The organism is Pseudomonas sp. 2, assembly GCF_056627435.1.
The window spans coordinates 87,366-105,388 of sequence record NZ_JBWXNG010000010.1 but is presented as its reverse complement, the minus strand read 5'-3'; the positions used below and the strand labels follow the sequence as shown (position 1 = coordinate 105,388).

At 59.0% G+C, this 18,023-nt stretch carries 13 protein-coding genes and 3 tRNA genes; 1 reads left to right on the top strand and 15 read right to left on the bottom strand.

What is annotated here, in order from left to right:
- Positions 1-571 precede the first annotated feature (571 nt).
- The 9 genes from AC1MEK_RS17720 to AC1MEK_RS17680 all read right to left on the bottom strand — a co-directional run bounded on the left by AC1MEK_RS17720 (position 572) and on the right by AC1MEK_RS17680 (position 9,822).
- Positions 572-2,443 (bottom strand): SurA N-terminal domain-containing protein, encoded by a 1,872-nt coding sequence (locus AC1MEK_RS17720; RefSeq protein ID WP_480397576.1) that lies wholly within the window; start codon positions 2,441-2,443, stop codon positions 572-574.
- A 228-nt stretch (positions 2,444-2,671) separates the two neighbouring features.
- Positions 2,672-2,944, bottom strand: a complete 273-nt coding sequence (locus AC1MEK_RS17715; protein ID WP_003183171.1) for an HU family DNA-binding protein — start codon at positions 2,942-2,944, stop codon at positions 2,672-2,674.
- Positions 2,945-3,085: 141 nt separating this feature from the next.
- Positions 3,086-5,482, bottom strand: a complete 2,397-nt coding sequence (gene lon, locus AC1MEK_RS17710) for an endopeptidase La (protein WP_480397575.1) — start codon at positions 5,480-5,482, stop codon at positions 3,086-3,088.
- Between the two features lie 184 nt (positions 5,483-5,666).
- Positions 5,667-6,950, bottom strand: a complete 1,284-nt coding sequence (gene clpX / locus AC1MEK_RS17705) for an ATP-dependent Clp protease ATP-binding subunit ClpX (RefSeq protein ID WP_480397574.1) — start codon at positions 6,948-6,950, stop codon at positions 5,667-5,669.
- Between the two features lie 117 nt (positions 6,951-7,067).
- Positions 7,068-7,709 carry an ATP-dependent Clp endopeptidase proteolytic subunit ClpP gene (gene clpP / locus AC1MEK_RS17700; protein WP_274135006.1) on the bottom strand — a complete coding sequence of 214 codons (642 nt, stop codon included), beginning with the start codon at positions 7,707-7,709 and terminating at the stop codon, positions 7,068-7,070.
- A gap of 90 nt (positions 7,710-7,799) precedes the next feature.
- Entirely contained in the window at positions 7,800-9,110 is a 1,311-nt protein-coding gene (gene tig / locus AC1MEK_RS17695) for a trigger factor (RefSeq protein ID WP_480397573.1), read from the bottom strand.
- Between the two features lie 376 nt (positions 9,111-9,486).
- Positions 9,487-9,571 (bottom strand) — tRNA-Leu (locus tag AC1MEK_RS17690).
- A gap of 57 nt (positions 9,572-9,628) precedes the next feature.
- Positions 9,629-9,704: transfer RNA gene (locus AC1MEK_RS17685), tRNA-His, on the bottom strand.
- Positions 9,705-9,745: 41 nt separating this feature from the next.
- Positions 9,746-9,822, bottom strand: a tRNA-Arg gene (locus AC1MEK_RS17680).
- Between the two features lie 308 nt (positions 9,823-10,130).
- Between AC1MEK_RS17680 and folD the strand changes: the two genes are divergently transcribed.
- The gene (folD, locus tag AC1MEK_RS17675) at positions 10,131-10,985 is read left to right on the top strand and encodes a bifunctional methylenetetrahydrofolate dehydrogenase/methenyltetrahydrofolate cyclohydrolase FolD (protein WP_480397572.1); all 855 of its coding nucleotides are present in this window, start codon (positions 10,131-10,133) and stop codon (positions 10,983-10,985) included.
- A 237-nt stretch (positions 10,986-11,222) separates the two neighbouring features.
- Here the strand turns inward: folD and AC1MEK_RS17670 are convergent, their stop codons facing one another.
- The 6 genes from AC1MEK_RS17670 to AC1MEK_RS17645 all read right to left on the bottom strand — a co-directional run bounded on the left by AC1MEK_RS17670 (position 11,223) and on the right by AC1MEK_RS17645 (position 17,398).
- Positions 11,223-13,028, bottom strand: a complete 1,806-nt coding sequence (locus tag AC1MEK_RS17670) for an ABC transporter substrate-binding protein (RefSeq protein ID WP_480397571.1) — start codon at positions 13,026-13,028, stop codon at positions 11,223-11,225.
- Between the two features lie 190 nt (positions 13,029-13,218).
- The gene (locus AC1MEK_RS17665) at positions 13,219-13,491 is read right to left on the bottom strand and encodes a DUF2160 domain-containing protein (protein ID WP_480397570.1); all 273 of its coding nucleotides are present in this window, start codon (positions 13,489-13,491) and stop codon (positions 13,219-13,221) included.
- A gap of 12 nt (positions 13,492-13,503) precedes the next feature.
- Positions 13,504-14,304, bottom strand: a complete 801-nt coding sequence (locus tag AC1MEK_RS17660; RefSeq protein WP_480397569.1) for a carbohydrate ABC transporter permease — start codon at positions 14,302-14,304, stop codon at positions 13,504-13,506.
- A 10-nt stretch (positions 14,305-14,314) separates the two neighbouring features.
- Positions 14,315-15,181, bottom strand: coding sequence for a carbohydrate ABC transporter permease (locus AC1MEK_RS17655; RefSeq protein WP_480397568.1), 867 nt, complete (start codon positions 15,179-15,181; stop codon positions 14,315-14,317).
- A complete protein-coding gene (locus AC1MEK_RS17650; RefSeq protein WP_480397567.1) occupies positions 15,174-16,304 on the bottom strand; it encodes an ABC transporter ATP-binding protein in 1,131 nt (376 codons plus the stop codon). The genes AC1MEK_RS17655 and AC1MEK_RS17650 overlap by 8 nt, the downstream gene beginning before the upstream one ends.
- Positions 16,304-17,398 (bottom strand): ABC transporter ATP-binding protein, encoded by a 1,095-nt coding sequence (locus tag AC1MEK_RS17645; RefSeq protein WP_480397566.1) that lies wholly within the window; start codon positions 17,396-17,398, stop codon positions 16,304-16,306. Before AC1MEK_RS17645 ends, AC1MEK_RS17650 begins: the two co-directional genes overlap by 1 nt.
- Positions 17,399-18,023: the final 625 nt, after the last annotated feature.

Genomic DNA, 18,023 nt, shown 5'->3' with positions numbered 1-18,023 from the left:
GCCATCCATGGCCCCGCGCCTCGCGCGGCATCCATGCCGCTTGGCCCACTCCACGAGACCTCCATTCAGCCTGCACCCAAGTCGCGTCTTGTGGTGTCTGGGCTATCGCGCATAAAGATCAAAATCAAAAGCCAGATCAAGAGTGTGTGGGAACGATCAGATGCTTTTGCTTTGCTCTACTCTTGATCTTCATGCGCAACGTCTCAGGCGACGCAAAACGCGACTTGGGCGCAAGGCCGGAACGCAGGTGATGTGGAGTGGGTCGAGCCGCATGGATGCGGCGAGAGGCGCGTTGGGCCATGAATGGCCCTTTCGCGCCGACCCACGGAACATCGCCTTCGTTACGGGAACCCGACGAAGGAGGGCCAAGCCAGGAGCAGGACACCTTGGTTACTTGGGTGTCTTTTCCAAGTAACTCGACGAAGTCGAAACAGGTCTGGCGTTAGCCAGAACCCATCAGCGGCAACACCAAAACCGCAGCTATACACAGCTCAAAACCCCACCGCCAAAAAACAAAAAAGCCCCGATCCAAACGAACCGGGGCTTTATGTTTGTCAGCCTTGAGCGCTGATCAATACTTCTCGATCTTCGCCGCCGACTGCAACTGCGACTGGTACGACTCGAAGTCCTGACGCCCCTCACGGGAAGCCAGGAAACGCCGGTACTGCGTCTTCTCCGCATCAGTCGCCGGCGCTGCCTGATTCACGCCATTGAGGCGCACAATCACGAAGCTGCCATCCGCGGCCGTCAGGCTGCCGTAGACCGGCTTGTCCTTGGCCTCAGGCTTGGGCATGCGGAACAGCGCCTGCAGCACCTGAGGATCGACCCCCTCCTGACCGCGCGACGCCGCTTCCACCACCTTCCAGCTCTGACCTTCCTGTTTGGCCGTGTACGGCGTCTTGCCGTCACGCAGGCCGGCCAGCAGCGCCTCGCCCTTGGCCTTGATGGCCTCGCTGGCGTGGTTCTTGACCAACTGCGCGCGAATCGCATCGGACACTGCTTCCAGCGGCAACTGCTCAGGCTGACGGTGCTCCTTGACGTGCACCACCACGGTGGTTTCCGGATCGAGTTCCAGCGCTGCGCTGTTGGAGCCCTCTTCCATCACTTCCTGGCTGAACGCGGCCTGGATCACGGCACGGTTGGCCGCGATGCCTTCGCCGCCCTCACGACCGAATGCCGGGGTAGTCTGCACCTTCAGGCCCAGGTCCTGAGCTGGCTGGACCAGATCGGACGCTTCGTACGCGGCATCCTGCAATTTCTTGCTGGCGTCGACGTAGCTCTGCTCGACCTGCGCCGATTTCAGATCGTGGGTCAGCTTGTCTTTCAGACTGGCGAAGGTCGGCACCACCGGCGCCTCGACGCCCAGCAGCTTGATCAGGTGCCAGCCGAACTGGCTGCGCACCGGCTGCGAGACCTGATCCTTGTTCAGCGCGTACAGCGCGTCTTCGAAGGCCGGGTCGTAAACGCCCTTGCCGGCGTAACCCAGATCACCGCCCTTAGCGGACGAGCCCGGGTCCTGGGAGAACTCCTTGGCCAGTGCGGCGAAGTCTTCACCCTTGGCCAGGCGCTGCTGGATCTCTTCGACCTTAGCCTTGGCCTGGGCATCGCTGGTCTTGTCGTTGACTTCGATCAGGATGTGCGCAGCGCGACGCTGCTCGGCCAGATTTGCGATCTCTTTCTGATACGCCGCCTGCAGATCAGCGTCCTTCACCGAAACCTTGTCGAAGAACGAGGATTTCTTCAGTTCGATGTAGTCCAGCACCACTTGTTCAGGGCTCAGGAATTCCTTGGCGTGCTGATCGTAGTGAGCCTTGACCTCATCGTCGCTGACCTTGATGTTGGCAGGATCGGCCGGCAGGGTCAGAGTGGCGAAATCGCGGGTCTGTTTTTCCAGACGGGCGAACGCGTCGACCTGAGCGTCGGTGATGAATGCGCTGCCTGCAATGCCGGCGCGGATCTGGCCGATCAGCATTTCCTGACCGAGGATCTCGCGAAATTGCATGCGGCTGTAACCAAGCTGGCGAATGACCTGGTCGAAACGATCGGCGTTGAACTTGCCGTCGACCTGGAATTCAGGCGTCATCAGCATCTGCTGATCCAGCGCAGCCTCGGAGAAGCCGAACTTGGCATCGGCCGCGCCTTGCAGCAGCAGCTTGCGATCGATCAGGCCTTTGAGGGCCGAGTCGCGCAGCATTTTTTCGTTGAGCATCGCAGGATCGAAATCCTTGCCCAACTGTTGCATGAGCTGACGGCGTTGCATCTCGACCGCCTGACCCAGATCGTTCTGACTGATTGCGTCGCCGTTGACCGTCGCGGCATCCTGAGAATGACTGGTGGCCCTGAAAATGGCGTCGAAACCGGTCAAGGCCATCAGAACAACAATGACTCCGATAATGGTCTTGGCAATCCAGCCTTGTGAATTGTCCCTGATGTTTTGCAGCATGTGTCCCCCAGAACGGTTGCCTGTGACTCACCAACCGCCGAGCGTGGGTAGAATCCGGATAGAAGAAAGGCGCATCCGAGGATGCGCCTTCTCGTAACGTGCAAAGCGGACAGGGTTCGAATGTGCGTCCCCTGAGGTGACAGGCCAGCGCTTGACCAACCGCACTTGCCGCTTTGCGACCAGGACAGAGGTAACGCTGTCCTGGGTCGGCAAAGGTAAAAAAGAAACTTAGTTGACCGCTTCTTTCAGAGCTTTACCGGCTTTGAAGCCTGGCTTCTTGGCAGCCGGGATTTCCAGAGTCTTGCCGGTCTGCGGGTTGCGGCCGGTACGGGCAGGACGATCAGTTACGGAGAAAGTGCCGAAGCCAACCAGTACAACAGAGTCGCCAGCCTTCAGAGCGCCAGTGACGGATTCGATTACTGCGTCCAGCGCACGGCCAGCAGCAGCTTTCGGGATGTCAGCGGATGCGGCGATAGCATCAATCAGTTCCGACTTGTTCACTCTAAGTCCCCTTATATCTATATTGAGTATATTTTCTAAGTTTTTTGGTGTAGCCAAACGAACGCTGTATGGCCTGCAGACGCTTCAAAGAGCCGCTTTATAACAAGGGCTCTAAAAAGCTGTCAAGGAAGGCCCCCCAGACTAATGCGTGCTAATTCTTTCCTTTGACTCAGACTCGCGTTTTTCATCCTTTGCAACCATCTCCGGAGCCACATCCGGCAAGGGCTCCGGCGCGTATTGCAGCGCAATTTGCAGGACTTCGTCAATCCATTTAACCGGTTTGATCTGCAGATCCTGCTTGATATTGTCAGGAATTTCTTTCAGGTCACGCACGTTTTCTTCTGGAATGATCACCGTTTTAATTCCACCGCGGTGAGCGGCCAGCAGTTTTTCCTTCAGACCGCCGATCGCCAGCACTTGCCCACGCAGGGTAATTTCGCCGGTCATCGCCACATCGGCGCGCACCGGGATCTGGGTCAGCGCCGAAACCAGGGCCGTGCACATGCCTACACCTGCGCTAGGGCCGTCTTTTGGCGTCGCCCCTTCCGGCATGTGGATGTGCGTGTCGCGCTTCTCGTGGAAGTCCAGCGGGATGCCCAGGCTCTTGGCCCGGCTGCGTACCACGGTCTGTGCGGCGGTGATGGATTCGACCATCACGTCACCCAGCGAACCGGTCTTGATCAGTTGACCCTTGCCCGGCACCACGGCCGCTTCGATGGTCAGCAGTTCGCCGCCCACCTGCGTCCACGCAAGGCCTGTCACCTGACCGATCTGGTCCTGTTGCTCGGCCAAACCGTAGCGGAATTTGCGCACACCGAGGAAGTTTTCCAGGCTCGCGGCGGTGACCACCACGGTGAAACGCTTCTCGCCGGCGTGTTCCTTGACCGCCTTGCGGCAGACCTTGGCGATCTGGCGCTCCAGGCCGCGCACGCCCGCTTCACGGGTGTAGTACCGGATAATGTCGCGTATGGCCTCTTCTTCGAACTCGATTTCACCTTTTTTCAGGCCGTTGGCAGCGATCTGCTTGGGCGAGAGGTACTTGGTGGCGATGTTGATCTTCTCGTCCTCGGTGTAGCCCGGCAGACGGATCACTTCCATACGGTCCAGCAGGGCCGGTGGAATGTTCATCGAGTTGGACGTGCAGAGGAACATCACGTCCGAGAGGTCGTAGTCGACTTCCAGGTAATGGTCGTTGAAATTGTGGTTCTGCTCAGGGTCGAGCACCTCAAGCAGTGCCGAAGCCGGGTCGCCACGCATGTCGCTGCCCATCTTGTCGATTTCATCGAGCAGGAACAGCGGGTTGCGCACGCCCACCTTGGTCATTTTCTGGATCAGGCGACCCGGCATCGAACCGATGTAGGTGCGACGGTGACCACGGATTTCAGCCTCGTCACGCACGCCGCCCAGGGCCATGCGCACGAACTTGCGGTTGGTGGCGTGGGCGATGGACTCGGCCAGCGAAGTTTTACCCACGCCAGGAGGACCGACCAGACACAGTACCGGGCCACGAATTTTCTTCACGCGCTTCTGCACGGCGAGGTATTCGAGGATCCGCTCTTTGACTTCTTCCAGGCCGTAGTGGTCGGCGTCGAGGATGTCTTCGGCGCGAGCCAGGTCCAGACGCACCTTGCTCTGGGCCTTCCACGGCACCTGCACCAGCCAGTCGATGTAGGAACGCACGACGGTGGCTTCAGCCGACATCGGCGACATCTGCTTGAGCTTGTTCAGCTCGGCAGTGGCCTTGGCCATGGCATCTTTCGGCAGGCCGGCAGCATCGATGCGCTTTTTCAGCTCTTCGATTTCGTTGTGGCCTTCGTCGCTGTCGCCGAGCTCCTTCTGAATGGCCTTCATCTGCTCATTCAGGTAGTACTCGCGCTGGCTGCGCTCCATCTGTTTTTTCACGCGGCCGCGGATGCGCTTCTCGACCTGCAGCAGGTCGATCTCGGCATCCAGCAGCGCCAGCACGTGCTCGACGCGGGCGGCCAGGTCGATGATTTCGAGGATTTCTTGCTTCTGCTCGATTTTCAGCGCCATGTGCGCCGCCATGGTGTCGACCAGGCGGCCCGGCTCATCGATGCTGTTGAGCGAGGACAGGACTTCAGCCGGGACCTTCTTGCCCAGCTGTACGTATTGTTCGAACTGCGCCAGCAGGCTGCGCACGAACACTTCGGATTCGCGGTCAGCGGCATCGGCTTCTTCGATCAGTGCGACTTCGGCACGGCAGTGGCCATCCACTTCCATGAAGCGCTCGACCGAACCCCGCTGCTCGCCTTCGACCAGTACCTTGACGGTGCCATCAGGCAATTTCAGCAGCTGCAATACGGTTGCAACCGTACCCACGCTATAAAGAGCGTCTTCACCAGGATCATCGTCTGCTGGGTTTTTCTGCGCCAGAAGCAGGATCTGCTTGTCGCCGGTCATCGCGGCCTCAAGGGCCTCGATGGACTTCTCGCGCCCCACGAACAGTGGGATCACCATGTGCGGATACACCACGACATCGCGCAATGGCAAAAGAGGCAATTCAATGGTCGTCTTCATGATTTCGCCTCTACGGCGGCCTTAAGGCCATGGACAGATAAAAATAAGCTGAAAACCAAGATGGGGGCACCGCTGCAAAAATACAAGCTTGGGTTTGAGTTAATGAGAAAGTGATGCCCAAACGCGAAAAGGGGCCCGAGGGCCCCTTTTGTTCTTCCAGTCGCCCGGTGCGTAGCCCAGAGGGTTACGCGTCGGGAGCCGCCTTGGCTGGTGGCTCGCTGTTTTCGTAGATCAGCAGCGGCTTGGAGCTGCCCTCGATCACGCTTTCGTCGATCACCACCTTGCTCACGTCGGTCTGCGACGGGATTTCGTACATGGTGTCGAGCAGAACGCCTTCGAGGATCGAACGCAGGCCACGAGCACCGGTCTTGCGCTCCAGCGCGCGACGTGCAACCGACTTCAGTGCGTCGGTGCGGAACTCCAGGTCCACGCCTTCCATCTCGAACAGCTTGGCGTACTGCTTGGTCAGCGCGTTCTTCGGCTCGGTCAGAATCTGCATCAGCGCAGCTTCGTCCAGCTCGTCGAGCGTTGCCAGTACTGGCAGACGGCCCACGAATTCCGGAATCAGACCGAACTTGACCAGATCGTCAGGCTCGACCTCACGCAGGGACTCGCCCACCTTCTTGCCTTCTTCCTTGCTGCGCACTTCAGCGTTGAAGCCGATGCCGCCCTTGGTGGAGCGATTCTGGATGACCTTTTCCAGGCCCGAGAACGCACCGCCGCAGATGAACAGGATGTTGCGCGTGTCCACTTGCAGGAATTCCTGCTGTGGGTGCTTGCGACCGCCCTGCGGCGGAACGGAAGCCACGGTACCCTCGATCAGCTTCAGCAGGGCCTGTTGCACGCCCTCGCCCGATACGTCGCGGGTAATGGAAGGGTTGTCGGATTTGCGCGAAATCTTGTCGATTTCGTCGATGTAGACGATACCCATCTGGGCCTTCTCGACATCGTAATCGCATTTCTGTAACAGCTTCTGGATGATGTTTTCCACGTCCTCACCCACATAACCGGCTTCAGTCAGGGTGGTGGCGTCGGCGATGGTGAACGGTACGTTGAGCAAACGTGCCAGCGTTTCCGCGAGCAGGGTCTTGCCCGAGCCGGTAGGCCCGATCAGCAGGATGTTGCTCTTGCCCAGTTCAACGTCGTCATTTTTCTTGTCGCGCTGGTTCAGGCGCTTGTAGTGGTTGTACACCGCTACTGCGAGAACCTTCTTGGCACGCTCCTGACCGATGACATACTGGTCAAGGATGCCGCTGATTTCTTTCGGCGATGGCAGTTTATGCGCGCTGCTTTCTGCCTGTGCTTCCTGCACCTCCTCGCGGATGATGTCATTGCACAGGTCGACGCACTCGTCACAGATAAATACCGAGGGGCCGGCAATCAATTTGCGTACTTCATGCTGGCTTTTGCCGCAGAAGGAGCAATAAAGCAGTTTGCCGTTGTCCTCGCCGTTGCGGGTGTCAGTCATTCGATCGATCCAATCCGGTAGGCTTGCAACACAAGATGAAGGCAATTGCGGGCTTTTTCAAGTCCACAGGTGGCACGCGCGTGCATGTCACCTGTGGATGACCGCCCGTTCAGGCAATCACTTGATCATTTGACGCTTGTCGAGCACCGAGTCCACCAGACCGTATTCAGCAGCGCGTTCGGCGCTCATGAAGTTGTCGCGGTTGGTGTCACGCTCGATGGCTTCAAGCGATTGACCGGTGTGATGAGCCAGCAGTTCGTTCAGGCGCTGGCGAATGTACAGGATCTCCTTGGCGTGGATGTCGATGTCCGACGCCTGACCCTGGAAACCGCCCAGCGGCTGGTGAATCATCACGCGCGAGTTCGGCAGCGCGAAACGCTTGCCCTTGGCGCCGCCCGCCAGCAGGAACGCGCCCATGCTGCAGGCCTGGCCCATCACGGTGGTGGACACGTCAGGCTTGATGAACTGCATGGTGTCGTAGATCGCCATGCCGGCCGTCACCGAACCGCCTGGGGAGTTGATGTAGAGATGGATATCCTTGTCCGGGTTTTCCGCTTCCAGGAACAGCAACTGCGCCGAGATCAGGTTGGCCATGTAGTCTTCAACCGGGCCGACCAGGAAGATCACGCGTTCCTTGAGCAGGCGGGAGTAGATGTCATAGGCGCGTTCGCCACGGGCGGACTGCTCGATAACCATCGGGACCAGGCCGCCAGCGGCCTGGATGTCAGAGTTCTGCTGAATATAAGAATTGCGGGACATGTCTCGCATTCACTCCCAAATAGTCATGTCTTGAATACGCATAAGCCAGCACGAAGGCTGGCTTATGGTGTTTTCGAACGAGAGAGGAAATCAGTCGGCTTTTGGAGCTTCTACCGGCTTGACTGCTTCTTCGTACGAGACCGCTTTGTCGGTCACGCTCGCTTTCTGCAAAACAGTATCCACAACTTGTTCTTCCAGCACAACCGAACGAACTTCGTTCATTTGCTGTTCGTTCTTGTAGTACCAGGCCACAACCTGCTCTGGCTCCTGATAAGCGGATGCCATTTCCTGGATCAGCTCGCGAACGCGGGCTTCGTCAGGCTTGAGGTCGAACTGCTTGACCACTTCGGCAACGATCAGGCCCAGCTCGACGCGGCGCTTGGCCTGCTCTTCGAACAGCTCGGCTGGCAGTTGGTCCGGCTTGATGTTGCCGCCGAACTGCTGAACGGCCTGAACGCGCAGACGGTTGACTTCGTTTTCCAGCAGCGCTTTAGGCACTTCAATCGGGTTGGCAGCCAGCAGGCCGTCCATTACCTGGTTCTTGACCTTGGATTTGATCGCCTGACGTAGTTCGCGCTCCATGTTCTTGCGAACTTCGGTGCGGAAACCTTCCAGGGTCGCTTCCTTGATGCCGAACTGGTTGAAGAACGCTTCGTTCAGTTCAGGCAGGGTCGGAGCCGATACGCTGTTGACGGTCACGGTGAACTCGGCGGCTTTGCCAGCCAGCTCCAGGTTCTGGTAGTCCTCTGGGAAGGTCAGGGTCAGAACGCGCTCTTCACCGGCTTTGGCGCCAACCAGGCCATCTTCGAAGCCCGGGATCATGCGGCCCGAACCCAGTACCAGCTGGGTGCCGGTCGCCGAACCGCCAGCGAAGGCTTCGCCGTCGATCTTGCCGACGAAATCGATGTTCAGTTGATCTTCGTTCGCAGCGGCGCGGTCGGCCGCTTCGAAACGGACGTTCTGCTTGCGCAGGATTTCCAGCATGTTGTCCAGATCGGCGTCAGCGACGTCAGCGGACAGACGCTCGACGGAGATGGACTCGAAACCGGCAACGGAGAACTCAGGGAACACTTCGAACGTCGCAACGTACTCGAGGTCCTTGCCCTTCTCCAGCACTTTTGGCTCGACCGACGGTGCACCAGCCGGGTTCAGCTTCTGCTCGACGACGGCTTCGTAGAAGGAAGACTGGATGACATCGCCTACCGCTTCCTGACGCGCGTCAGCTTCGTAACGCTGACGGATCACGCTCATTGGCACCTTGCCTGGGCGGAAGCCTGGGATCTTGGCCTTCTGGGCAGTCTGCTGCAGACGCTTGTTGACCTGGCTTTCGATACGCTCAGCCGGCACGGTGATGCTCATGCGGCGCTCGAGAGCAGTAGTGTTTTCAACAGAAACTTGCATGGATATTCCTCGTTGCACAGACGTTAGCCGGCCGTTATCCGACCCTAGAATCAAGGGCAAGCATTCTAGTGGGTCAAACTCAAGAAGTCACCCTACTCAAAGCGGGTAAATACAGGGCAATGCTGCCAGGAACGAAAGGATGTGCAGCTGCACCATCGCGAGCGGTCTGCAATGGCCTTTGCGCGCCCTCTATATAAAGGAAGCGACGCATGACCGAATATCGCTCCAGTCCCTGGAAACACTGCGCCGATCCCTGCCAGCGACCGGAATACCGGCGGGGATCGACATCAAACCAACACCTTGAAACAAAAAAAGCCGCACAATGGCGGCTTTTCTAGCCTTGGGAAGGCCCGTGGCGCTTCTCAAGATTTGTAGCTGGTGCGGACGAAGAGACTCGAACTCTTACGCCTCGCGGCGCTGGAACCTAAATCCAGTGTGTCTACCAATTCCACCACGTCCGCGTTTTGAAGCGCTTAAAGCAAAGGCGCCAGATTATGAATCTGGCGCCTTTTCGAATATGGGGTGGACGATGGGGATCGAACCCACGACAACAGGAGTCACAATCCTGTGCTCTACCAACTGAGCTACGCCCACCATATTGCGTTGTAACTTACTTGTGCCAAAGCTGCCTTAAGTGGCGCACCCGGCAGGACTCGAACCTGCGACCATCCGCTTAGAAGGCGGATGCTCTATCCAGCTGAGCTACGGGCACTTATCTAATTTGCATTCTTGCGACTACAAATTAAGAGCTTTCGATCACGCCGAGCCGATCTGAGCCCTACCTGCTTAATCAACCTTTCCACTCGATCCGCCGCTTCCGGCTTATCCTGTTTCGGGTTGTGCCCGGCAAGTGCGACGAATCTTATAGACGACCTTGAGGGTCGTCAACACTTTTTTCTAAAAAATTCAGATAATTAAAGGGCTTAGCTTATTAAGCGGACCAACCGCCTTTGCCCTTGCGTCAGGTCATGCGAGAATGCGCGCTCTTTTTCCCTCCCTTCCGATGGTTAATCACGCGTAATGACTGCAAAACTAATAGACGGCAAAGCGATCGCAGCCAACCTGCGCCAGCAGATCGCCCAACGAGTCGCCGAACGTCGCGAACAAGGGCTGCGTACGCCCGGGCTTGCGGTGATTCTGGTCGGCAGCGACCCCGCCTCTCAGGTTTACGTCTCGCACAAACGCAAAGACTGCGAAGAGGTCGGCTTCATCTCCCGGGCCTACGACCTGCCCAGCGAAACCAGCCAGACCGAGCTGACCGAGCTGATCGACAGCCTCAATGATGATCCGGCCATCGATGGCATCCTGCTGCAACTGCCGCTGCCGGCGCATCTGGATTCTTCGCCGCTGCTGGAGCGCATTCGTCCGGATAAGGACGTCGACGGTTTCCATCCTTATAACGTCGGTCGCCTGGCCCAGCGTATCCCGCTGCTGCGCCCGTGCACCCCGAAAGGCATCATGACCCTGCTGGAAAGCACCGGTGTCGACCTTTATGGCAAGGACGCGGTGGTGGTTGGTGCATCGAATATCGTCGGGCGTCCGATGGCGATGGAATTGCTGCTGGCCGGTTGCACGGTGACCGTGACCCATCGTTTCACCCAGGATCTGGCCGGCCATGTCAGCCGTGCGGATCTTGTGGTGGTGGCCGCCGGCAAGCCGGGCCTGGTCAAGGGTGAGTGGATCAAGGAAGGCGCGATCGTGATCGATGTGGGCATCAACCGTCAGGACGACGGCAAGCTGGTGGGTGACGTGGTCTACGACACCGCCCTGCCCCGCGCGGGCTGGATCACGCCGGTTCCGGGCGGCGTCGGGCCGATGACCCGGGCTTGCCTGCTTGAGAACACCTTGTACGCGTGCGAAGAGTTGCATAGCTGATTGGCGTTATGCGTTGTGGAAAACGGCACCCAGGCGGTGCCGTTTTTTTTGCGCGAATGATCGTGGGGTGTGGTGGTGCGTCATTTCGCGTTGAGGTGTCTGATCTGGCGCTGTGTTCTGGCTAACGCCAGAACAACCACAGACGCCTCGAAACTCGATGACACACCACCGCATCGCCAGGTTCAAAGGGTGTAAAAAAACGGCGCCCACAGGCGCCGTCGTTCCAAAGCACAAACCTTACTTCTTCGCCGCCTCCCAGCTCTTGAGCAGATCCGAGTAGGCAATGGTCTCGCCCTTCGGCTTCTCGTTCGCCAGTTTGCGCTGCGGCGCCAGGAACGCGCCGTTGCTCTTCTCGGCCTTGGTGTACCACTCTTCAGCCGAGGTTTCCGGGTTCATCTTCGGCGCACAACCGCTGGCATCCTGAACCTTCGAACGTTCGATACGGGTCATGATGGCATCCTGATCCTTGGCCAAGCCGTCCAGCGCCGCTTGCGCGGACTTCTCACCAGTCACCGCCTCAGCCACATGGCTCCACCACAGCTGAGCCAGCTTCGGATAATCCGGCACGTTGGTGCCGGTCGGCGACCACTGTACACGGGCCGGGCTGCGGTAGAACTCCACCAGACCACCGAGCTTCGGCGCCAGTGCGGTCATCTCCTTGGAGTTGATGTCCGACTCACGAATCGGCGTCAGGCCCACGATGGTTTTCTTCAGCGATACCGATTTGGACGTCACGAACTGCGCATACAGCCAGGCCGCCAGGCGTTTCTTCTCGTCAGCCGACTTGAGGAAGGTCCACGAACCCACGTCCTGATAGCCCAGCTTCATGCCTTCCTTCCAGTACGGCCCTTTCGGCGATGGCGCCATCCGCCATTTCGGCGTGCCATCGGCGTTCATGACCGGCAGGCCCGGTTTGGTCATGTCAGCAGTGAATGCGGTGTACCAGAAAATCTGTTGCGCAACGTTACCCTGAGAGGGCACCGGGCCAGACTCGGAGAAGGTCATGCCCGCCGCCTCGGGCGGTGCGTAGGCCTTGAGCCAGTCGATGTATTTCTGGGTGGCGTAGACGGCCGCCGGGCCGTTGGTGTCGCCGCCGCGGGTGATGCTCGAACCGACCGGATGGCAGGACTCTACGCGGATGCCCCACTCGTCCACCGGCAGGCCGTTGGGCAGGCCCTTGTCGCCGCTGCCGGCCATGGAGAACCAGGCGTCGGTGAAGCGCCAGCCCAGGGACGGGTCTTTCTTGCCGTAGTCCATGTGGCCGTAGACTTTCTTGCCGTCGATTTCCTTGACGTCCTCGCTGAAGAATTTGGCGATGTCTTCATAGGCCGACCAGTTCACCGGCACGCCCAGCTCATAACCGTACTTGGCCTTGAATTTCTCTTTGAGGTCAGGACGCTCGAACCAGTCGGCGCGGAACCAGTACAGGTTGGCGAACTGCTGGTCAGGCAGCTGATACAGCTTGGCCGGGGTGATGACCTTGCCCGACGCATCCTTGACCTCTGGTGAGGTGGTGAACGACGTGCCGATGAAGTCCTTGATGTCCAGCGTAGGCGAGGTGACTTTCGCACCTTCCGGGCTTGCCATCAGGTCGGTCAGAGACAGCGCCTTGCCGTAGCGGAAATGCGTACCGATCAGGTCGGAGTCGTTGACCCAACCGTCGTAGATGCTCTTGTCCGACTGCATGGCGGTCTGCAGCTTCTCGATGACGTCACCTTCCTGCAGCAGGTCGTGGGTCACTTTGATGCCGGTGATTTCGGTGAAGGCCTTGGCCAGGGTCTTGGATTCGTATTCATGGGTGGTCAAGGTTTCGGAAACCACCTTGATGTCCATCCCGCGGAACGGCTTGGCCGCCTCGATGAACCACTCCAGCTCCTTGAGCTGCTCGGCATCGGACAAGGTGGTCGGCTTGAATTCGCTGGCCGCCCATTTCTTGGCCGCGTCTTCGTACTGATCCGCCCACGCCGAAATGCTCAGGCCGCTGATCATCACCATCGTCGCCAGCGTCACGCTATGTCGCAGCTTGTTTTTCTTATTGAACATAGACACCTCCAGTGTTGATTCTTATGTGTTCCCGATTTGCAAAAGCTCATTTGCACCGCTTTCTGTGGGAGTGACCGGGGTGGCGATCCACCTTGCTCGCGAAGACTTATGTACGGCCTCAGCAAAAGCATCGGATGTACCGACCTCTTCGCGAGCAAGCTCACTCCCACAAAGGTTCTTCAACACGCGTTCAACCCCAACGCATCACCACCAACAGCCAGCCCAGGGACAGCCCCGAGGCCACCCAGATGCTCCAGTCGGTCGCGCCGATCACCAGCAGATGCAGGTAGGCGCTGCCCAGAAGTCCGATGAACAGCCGGTCGCCACGGGTGGTGGCGATCGGCAGGAAACCACGACGCTCGATGCTCGCCGAGCGCAGCTCCCAGACGGTCATCGCCACCAGCACGGCGGCAATGGTTCCAAAAAACAGGGCAGTCGGCAGGGTCCAGGACATCCACTCCATTTTCTCGACTCCTCAGACACGACCAAGGGCGAAACCCTTGACCACGTGATTACGAACGAACCAGATCACCAGCATGCCCGGCAGGATGGTCAACACCCCCGCTGCCGCCAGCACGCCCCAGTCGATCCCCGATGCCGACACCGTGCGGGTCATCACCGCCGCGATCGGCTTGGCGTTGACCGATGTCAGGGTGCGCGCCAGCAGCAGCTCGACCCAGGAAAACATGAAGCAGAAGAACGCCGTGACCCCGATCCCCGAGCCGATCAGCGGGATGAAAATCTTGCCGAAGAACTTGGGAAAGCTGTAACCATCGATGTAGGCGGTTTCGTCAATCTCCTTGGGCACCCCGGACATGAAGCCTTCGAGAATCCACACCGCCAGCGGCACGTTGAACAGACAGTGAGCCAGTGCCACGGCGATGTGGGTGTCGAACAGGCCGATGGACGAATACAGCTGGAAAAACGGCAGCAGGAATACCGCAGGCGGCGCCATGCGGTTGGTCAGCAGCCAGAAGAACAGGTGTTTGTCACCGAGAAAACGATAGCGTGAAAACGCATAAGCGGCAGGCAGCGCCACGCTCAGCGATATCACGGTATTCAGGCAAACGTAGTACAGCGAGTTGATGTAGCCGCTGTACCAGCTCTCGTCGGTGAAAATCACTCGGTAGTTGGCCAGGGTGAAATCCTGCGGCCACAGGGTCAGGCCGCCGAGGATTTCGGTGTTGGTCTTGAACGACATGTTGATCAGCCAGTAGATCGGCACCAGCAGAAACAGCAGGTAGATCCACAACGGCAGCACTTTGCGCAGGTTCATCTGCCGCTCCTCAGTCTTTTTCGCCGTGGGTCATGGCGGTGTAGAACACCCAGGACACCAACAGAATGATCAGGAAGTACACCAGCGAGAACGCCGCTGCCGGCCCCAGGTCGAACTGGCCGAGGGCCATGGTGGTCAGGGTCTGACTGAGGAAGGTCGTGGAGTTGCCCGGCCCGCCGCCGGTGAGCACGAACGGCTCGGTGTAGATCATGAAGCTGTCCATGAAGCGCAACATGACCGCGATCAACAGCACGCTCTTCATCTTCGGCAACTGGATGTGTCGGAAAACCGCCCAGTTGGATGCCCGATCAATCCGCGCCGCCTGGTAGTACACGTCCGGAATCGCCCGCAGCCCCGAGTAGCACAGCAGTGCCACCAGCGAGGTCCAGTGCCAGACGTCAATGATCAGCACCGTCACCCAGGCGTCGGAGGCATTGGCCGCGTAGTTGTAGTTGATGTGCAGCACGTTGTTGAGCAGCCAGCCCAGCAGGCCGATGTCGCCACGGCCGAAGATCTGCCAGATGGTGCCGACCACGTTCCACGGGATCAGCAGCGGAATGGTCATCACGATCAGGCACACCGAAGACCAGCGGCCCTTGGTCGGCATGGTCAGGGCGATGGCGATGCCCAGCGGGATTTCGATCAGCAGCACGCACGCCGAATAGATGAACTGGCGCAGCAGCGAGTCATGCAGGCGCGGGTCCTGTAGCACCTGCTTGAACCAGTCGGCGCCGACGAAGTAGCGGCTGGACTGGTCGAAGATGTCCTGCACCGAATAGTTGACCACGGTCATCATCGGAATGATGGCGCTGAACGCCACCAGCACAAACACCGGCAGCACCAGCCACCAGGCCTTGTTGTTCTGCACCTTACTCATGTGGCACCTCGCTGGCCTGGGCGTGATTCACCGCGGCCTCCAGCAGAAATTCATCGGCGTAGAGCATCAGCCACTGCGCCGGGAAACTGATCCAGGCCTGGCCTTGCGGCACGGGTTTGTCTTCCTGCAGGCGAACCTTGAGCGACTGCCCGGCCAGCTTGAGGGTGAGGATCTTGTAGGTGCCCAGGTCTTCGACGTAGGTCACTTCGGCGCACATGGCGTCGTCGAACGGCCCGTCCCAGACATGCACGAATTCCGGACGGATGCCGACCTTTAGCGTGCTCCACTGAGTCGCGGCCAGGCGCTGTTGCAACGCCTCGGACAACGGCAGATGAATGCCGCCAAAGCCGACGCCGCCGGGCTCGGGCTTGACCTCGATCAGGTTCATGCCGGGGCTGCCGATGAAGTAGCCGACGAAGGTGTGATGAGGTTTTTCAAACAGCTCACGGGGCGTGCCGAACTGCACGATCTGGCCGCCGTACATCACCGCGATCTTGTCGGCGAAGGTCGAAGCCTCCAGCTGATCATGGGTGACGTAGACCATGGTGATGTTGAACTGCTCGTGAATCTGCTTGAGCTTGCGCCGCAGTTTCCACTTCAAGTGCGGGTCGATCACGGTCAGCGGCTCGTCGAACAGGATCGCCGACACGTCGTCGCGCACCAGCCCGCGGCCCATGGAAACCTTCTGCTTCTCGTCGGCGGTCAGGCCCTTGGCTTTCTTCTTGAGCAGCGGTTGCAGGTCCAGCACCTCGGCGATTTCCTGCACCTTGGTCTGAATTTTCGCTTCGGCCAGGCCCTGATTACGCAGGGGAAACGCGAGGTTGTCGTACACCGTCATGGTGTCGTAGACCACCGGAAACTGGAAAACCTGAGCGATGTTGCGCTGTTCCGGCGACATGTCGTTGACCACGGTCTGGTCGAACATCACCTTGCCCTCGGACGGGCTGAGCAGGCCGGAAATGATGTTGAGCAAGGTCGACTTGCCACATCCGGAAGGCCCGAGCAGCGCGTACGCCCCGCCCTGCTCCCAGATGTGAGTCATTTCGCGGATGGCATAGTCTTCAGGCCCCGCGGGGTTGGCGCTGTAGCTGTGCGCGAGTTGTTGCAAGCGGATCTCGGCCATCAGGCAACCCTCGCCATGCGCAGGCCCGGTGCCTGAATGAGGCCGCCCTGCTGATCGAACACGAATAATTTGTGAGTGGGGATGTACACGCGAATCGGCGTGTCGACGTCGTACTCGTGCACGCCCGGCAAATGCAGGACCAGCGAGAAATGCTCGTTGCGTACGTGCAGGAAGGTCTCCGAGCCGCTGATTTCAGCCAGTTCCACGGTCACTGCCAATTCCAGGTCGTCGTCGTTGGACGGCACCAGGCTCAGGTGGCTGGGGCGCACGCCGAACTGGAACGCGCCGTCGCCGATCTTGCGCAGGTCGACGTTGAGCGGGAAATGCACGAAGTTGGCAAAACTCACTTCGTTGCCATCGATGCGCCCCGGCATCAGGTTGATCGGCGGCTCGGAGAACAGCTCCGCCGCCAGCACGGATTTTGGCTGGTGATAGACCTCGGGGGTCTTGCCGCTCTGGATCAGGCGCCCCTCGTGGAGGATGGTGGTGGTGCCGCCCAGGGCCAAGGCCTCGTTGGGCTCGGTAGTGGCGTACACCGCGATGGTGTTGCGGGTTTCGAACAGCTGGCGCATTTCCTGACGCAGCTCTTCGCGCAGTTTGTAGTCCAGGTTGACCAGCGGCTCGTCGAACAGGATCAGCTCGGCATCCTTGACCAGCGCCCGGGCCATTGCCGTGCGCTGTTGCTGGCCACCGGAAAGCTCCAGCGGGTAGCGCGCGAGAAATTTTTCGATGCGCAGCATCTTTGCGGTTTCCCGCACGCGGCTTTCGATCTCGTCTTTGGACATCTTCGCCTGGCGCAAGGGCGAGGCGATGTTGTCGAAGACGGTCATGCTCGGGTAGTTGATGAACTGCTGATAGACCATGGAGACGTTGCGATGGCGCACCGCAACCTGAGTGACATCTTTGCCATTCATCAGTACTCGGCCGCTGTCTGGCTTGTCCAGACCGGCCATCAAGCGCATCAGGCTGGTTTTGCCTGATAAGGTGCGCCCCAGCAATACGTTGAATGAGCCGGGTTCGAAGCTCAGCGACGCGTCGTCGATCCAGATCTGACCGTCGACGGCTCGGCTGACGTGCTCAAGCGTGAGAGACATGGCGTGCCCTTTTTTATATGTCTTGTTCGGGTGAAGCGCTTGGTCGGGAGATTCACGACCGCTTGTTGGATAGCGACAACCGTGCCAACACGCCTTCGTTTCCGCGCATTCGGCCAAAACCCTTGTTTTAGAGCCATCAGGACAAAACAGACAGCGCACTAACGTTCGTTGATGAACAAAAATGAACAGGAAAGACTGAACACCTGAACAAAATGAACATTGACTTTGAACACTCATGAACAACAATGGGTGAACGTTTCGAGCACGGACGCTCTGCCAAAGCCGTACCCCAAAAACAATAAAAGACTCAGGACGGAGCCATTCAATGGCCATATCAGGCGCTGCGCTCGCTCACGACACCATCATTCAGGACTCCTGGGCCCGCTGCCGGGAGTTCGGCCTCAGCCACCAGTCCCGTCCGGCCTTCGGTCGCTTGCCTGAACAGCAGATTTCGCAATTGCTGGAGCGCCATCATTCGCTGGTGCAGACCACGCATCAGCAGGTCCTGCCCTTCTACGAAAACATCCTGAGCAACTCCAACTGCCTGATCCTGCTGGCCGACCACCAGGGCCAGGTGCTCAACTCCTGGGGCACCAAGCGTTTCGTCGAGCCGGATCAGCAACTG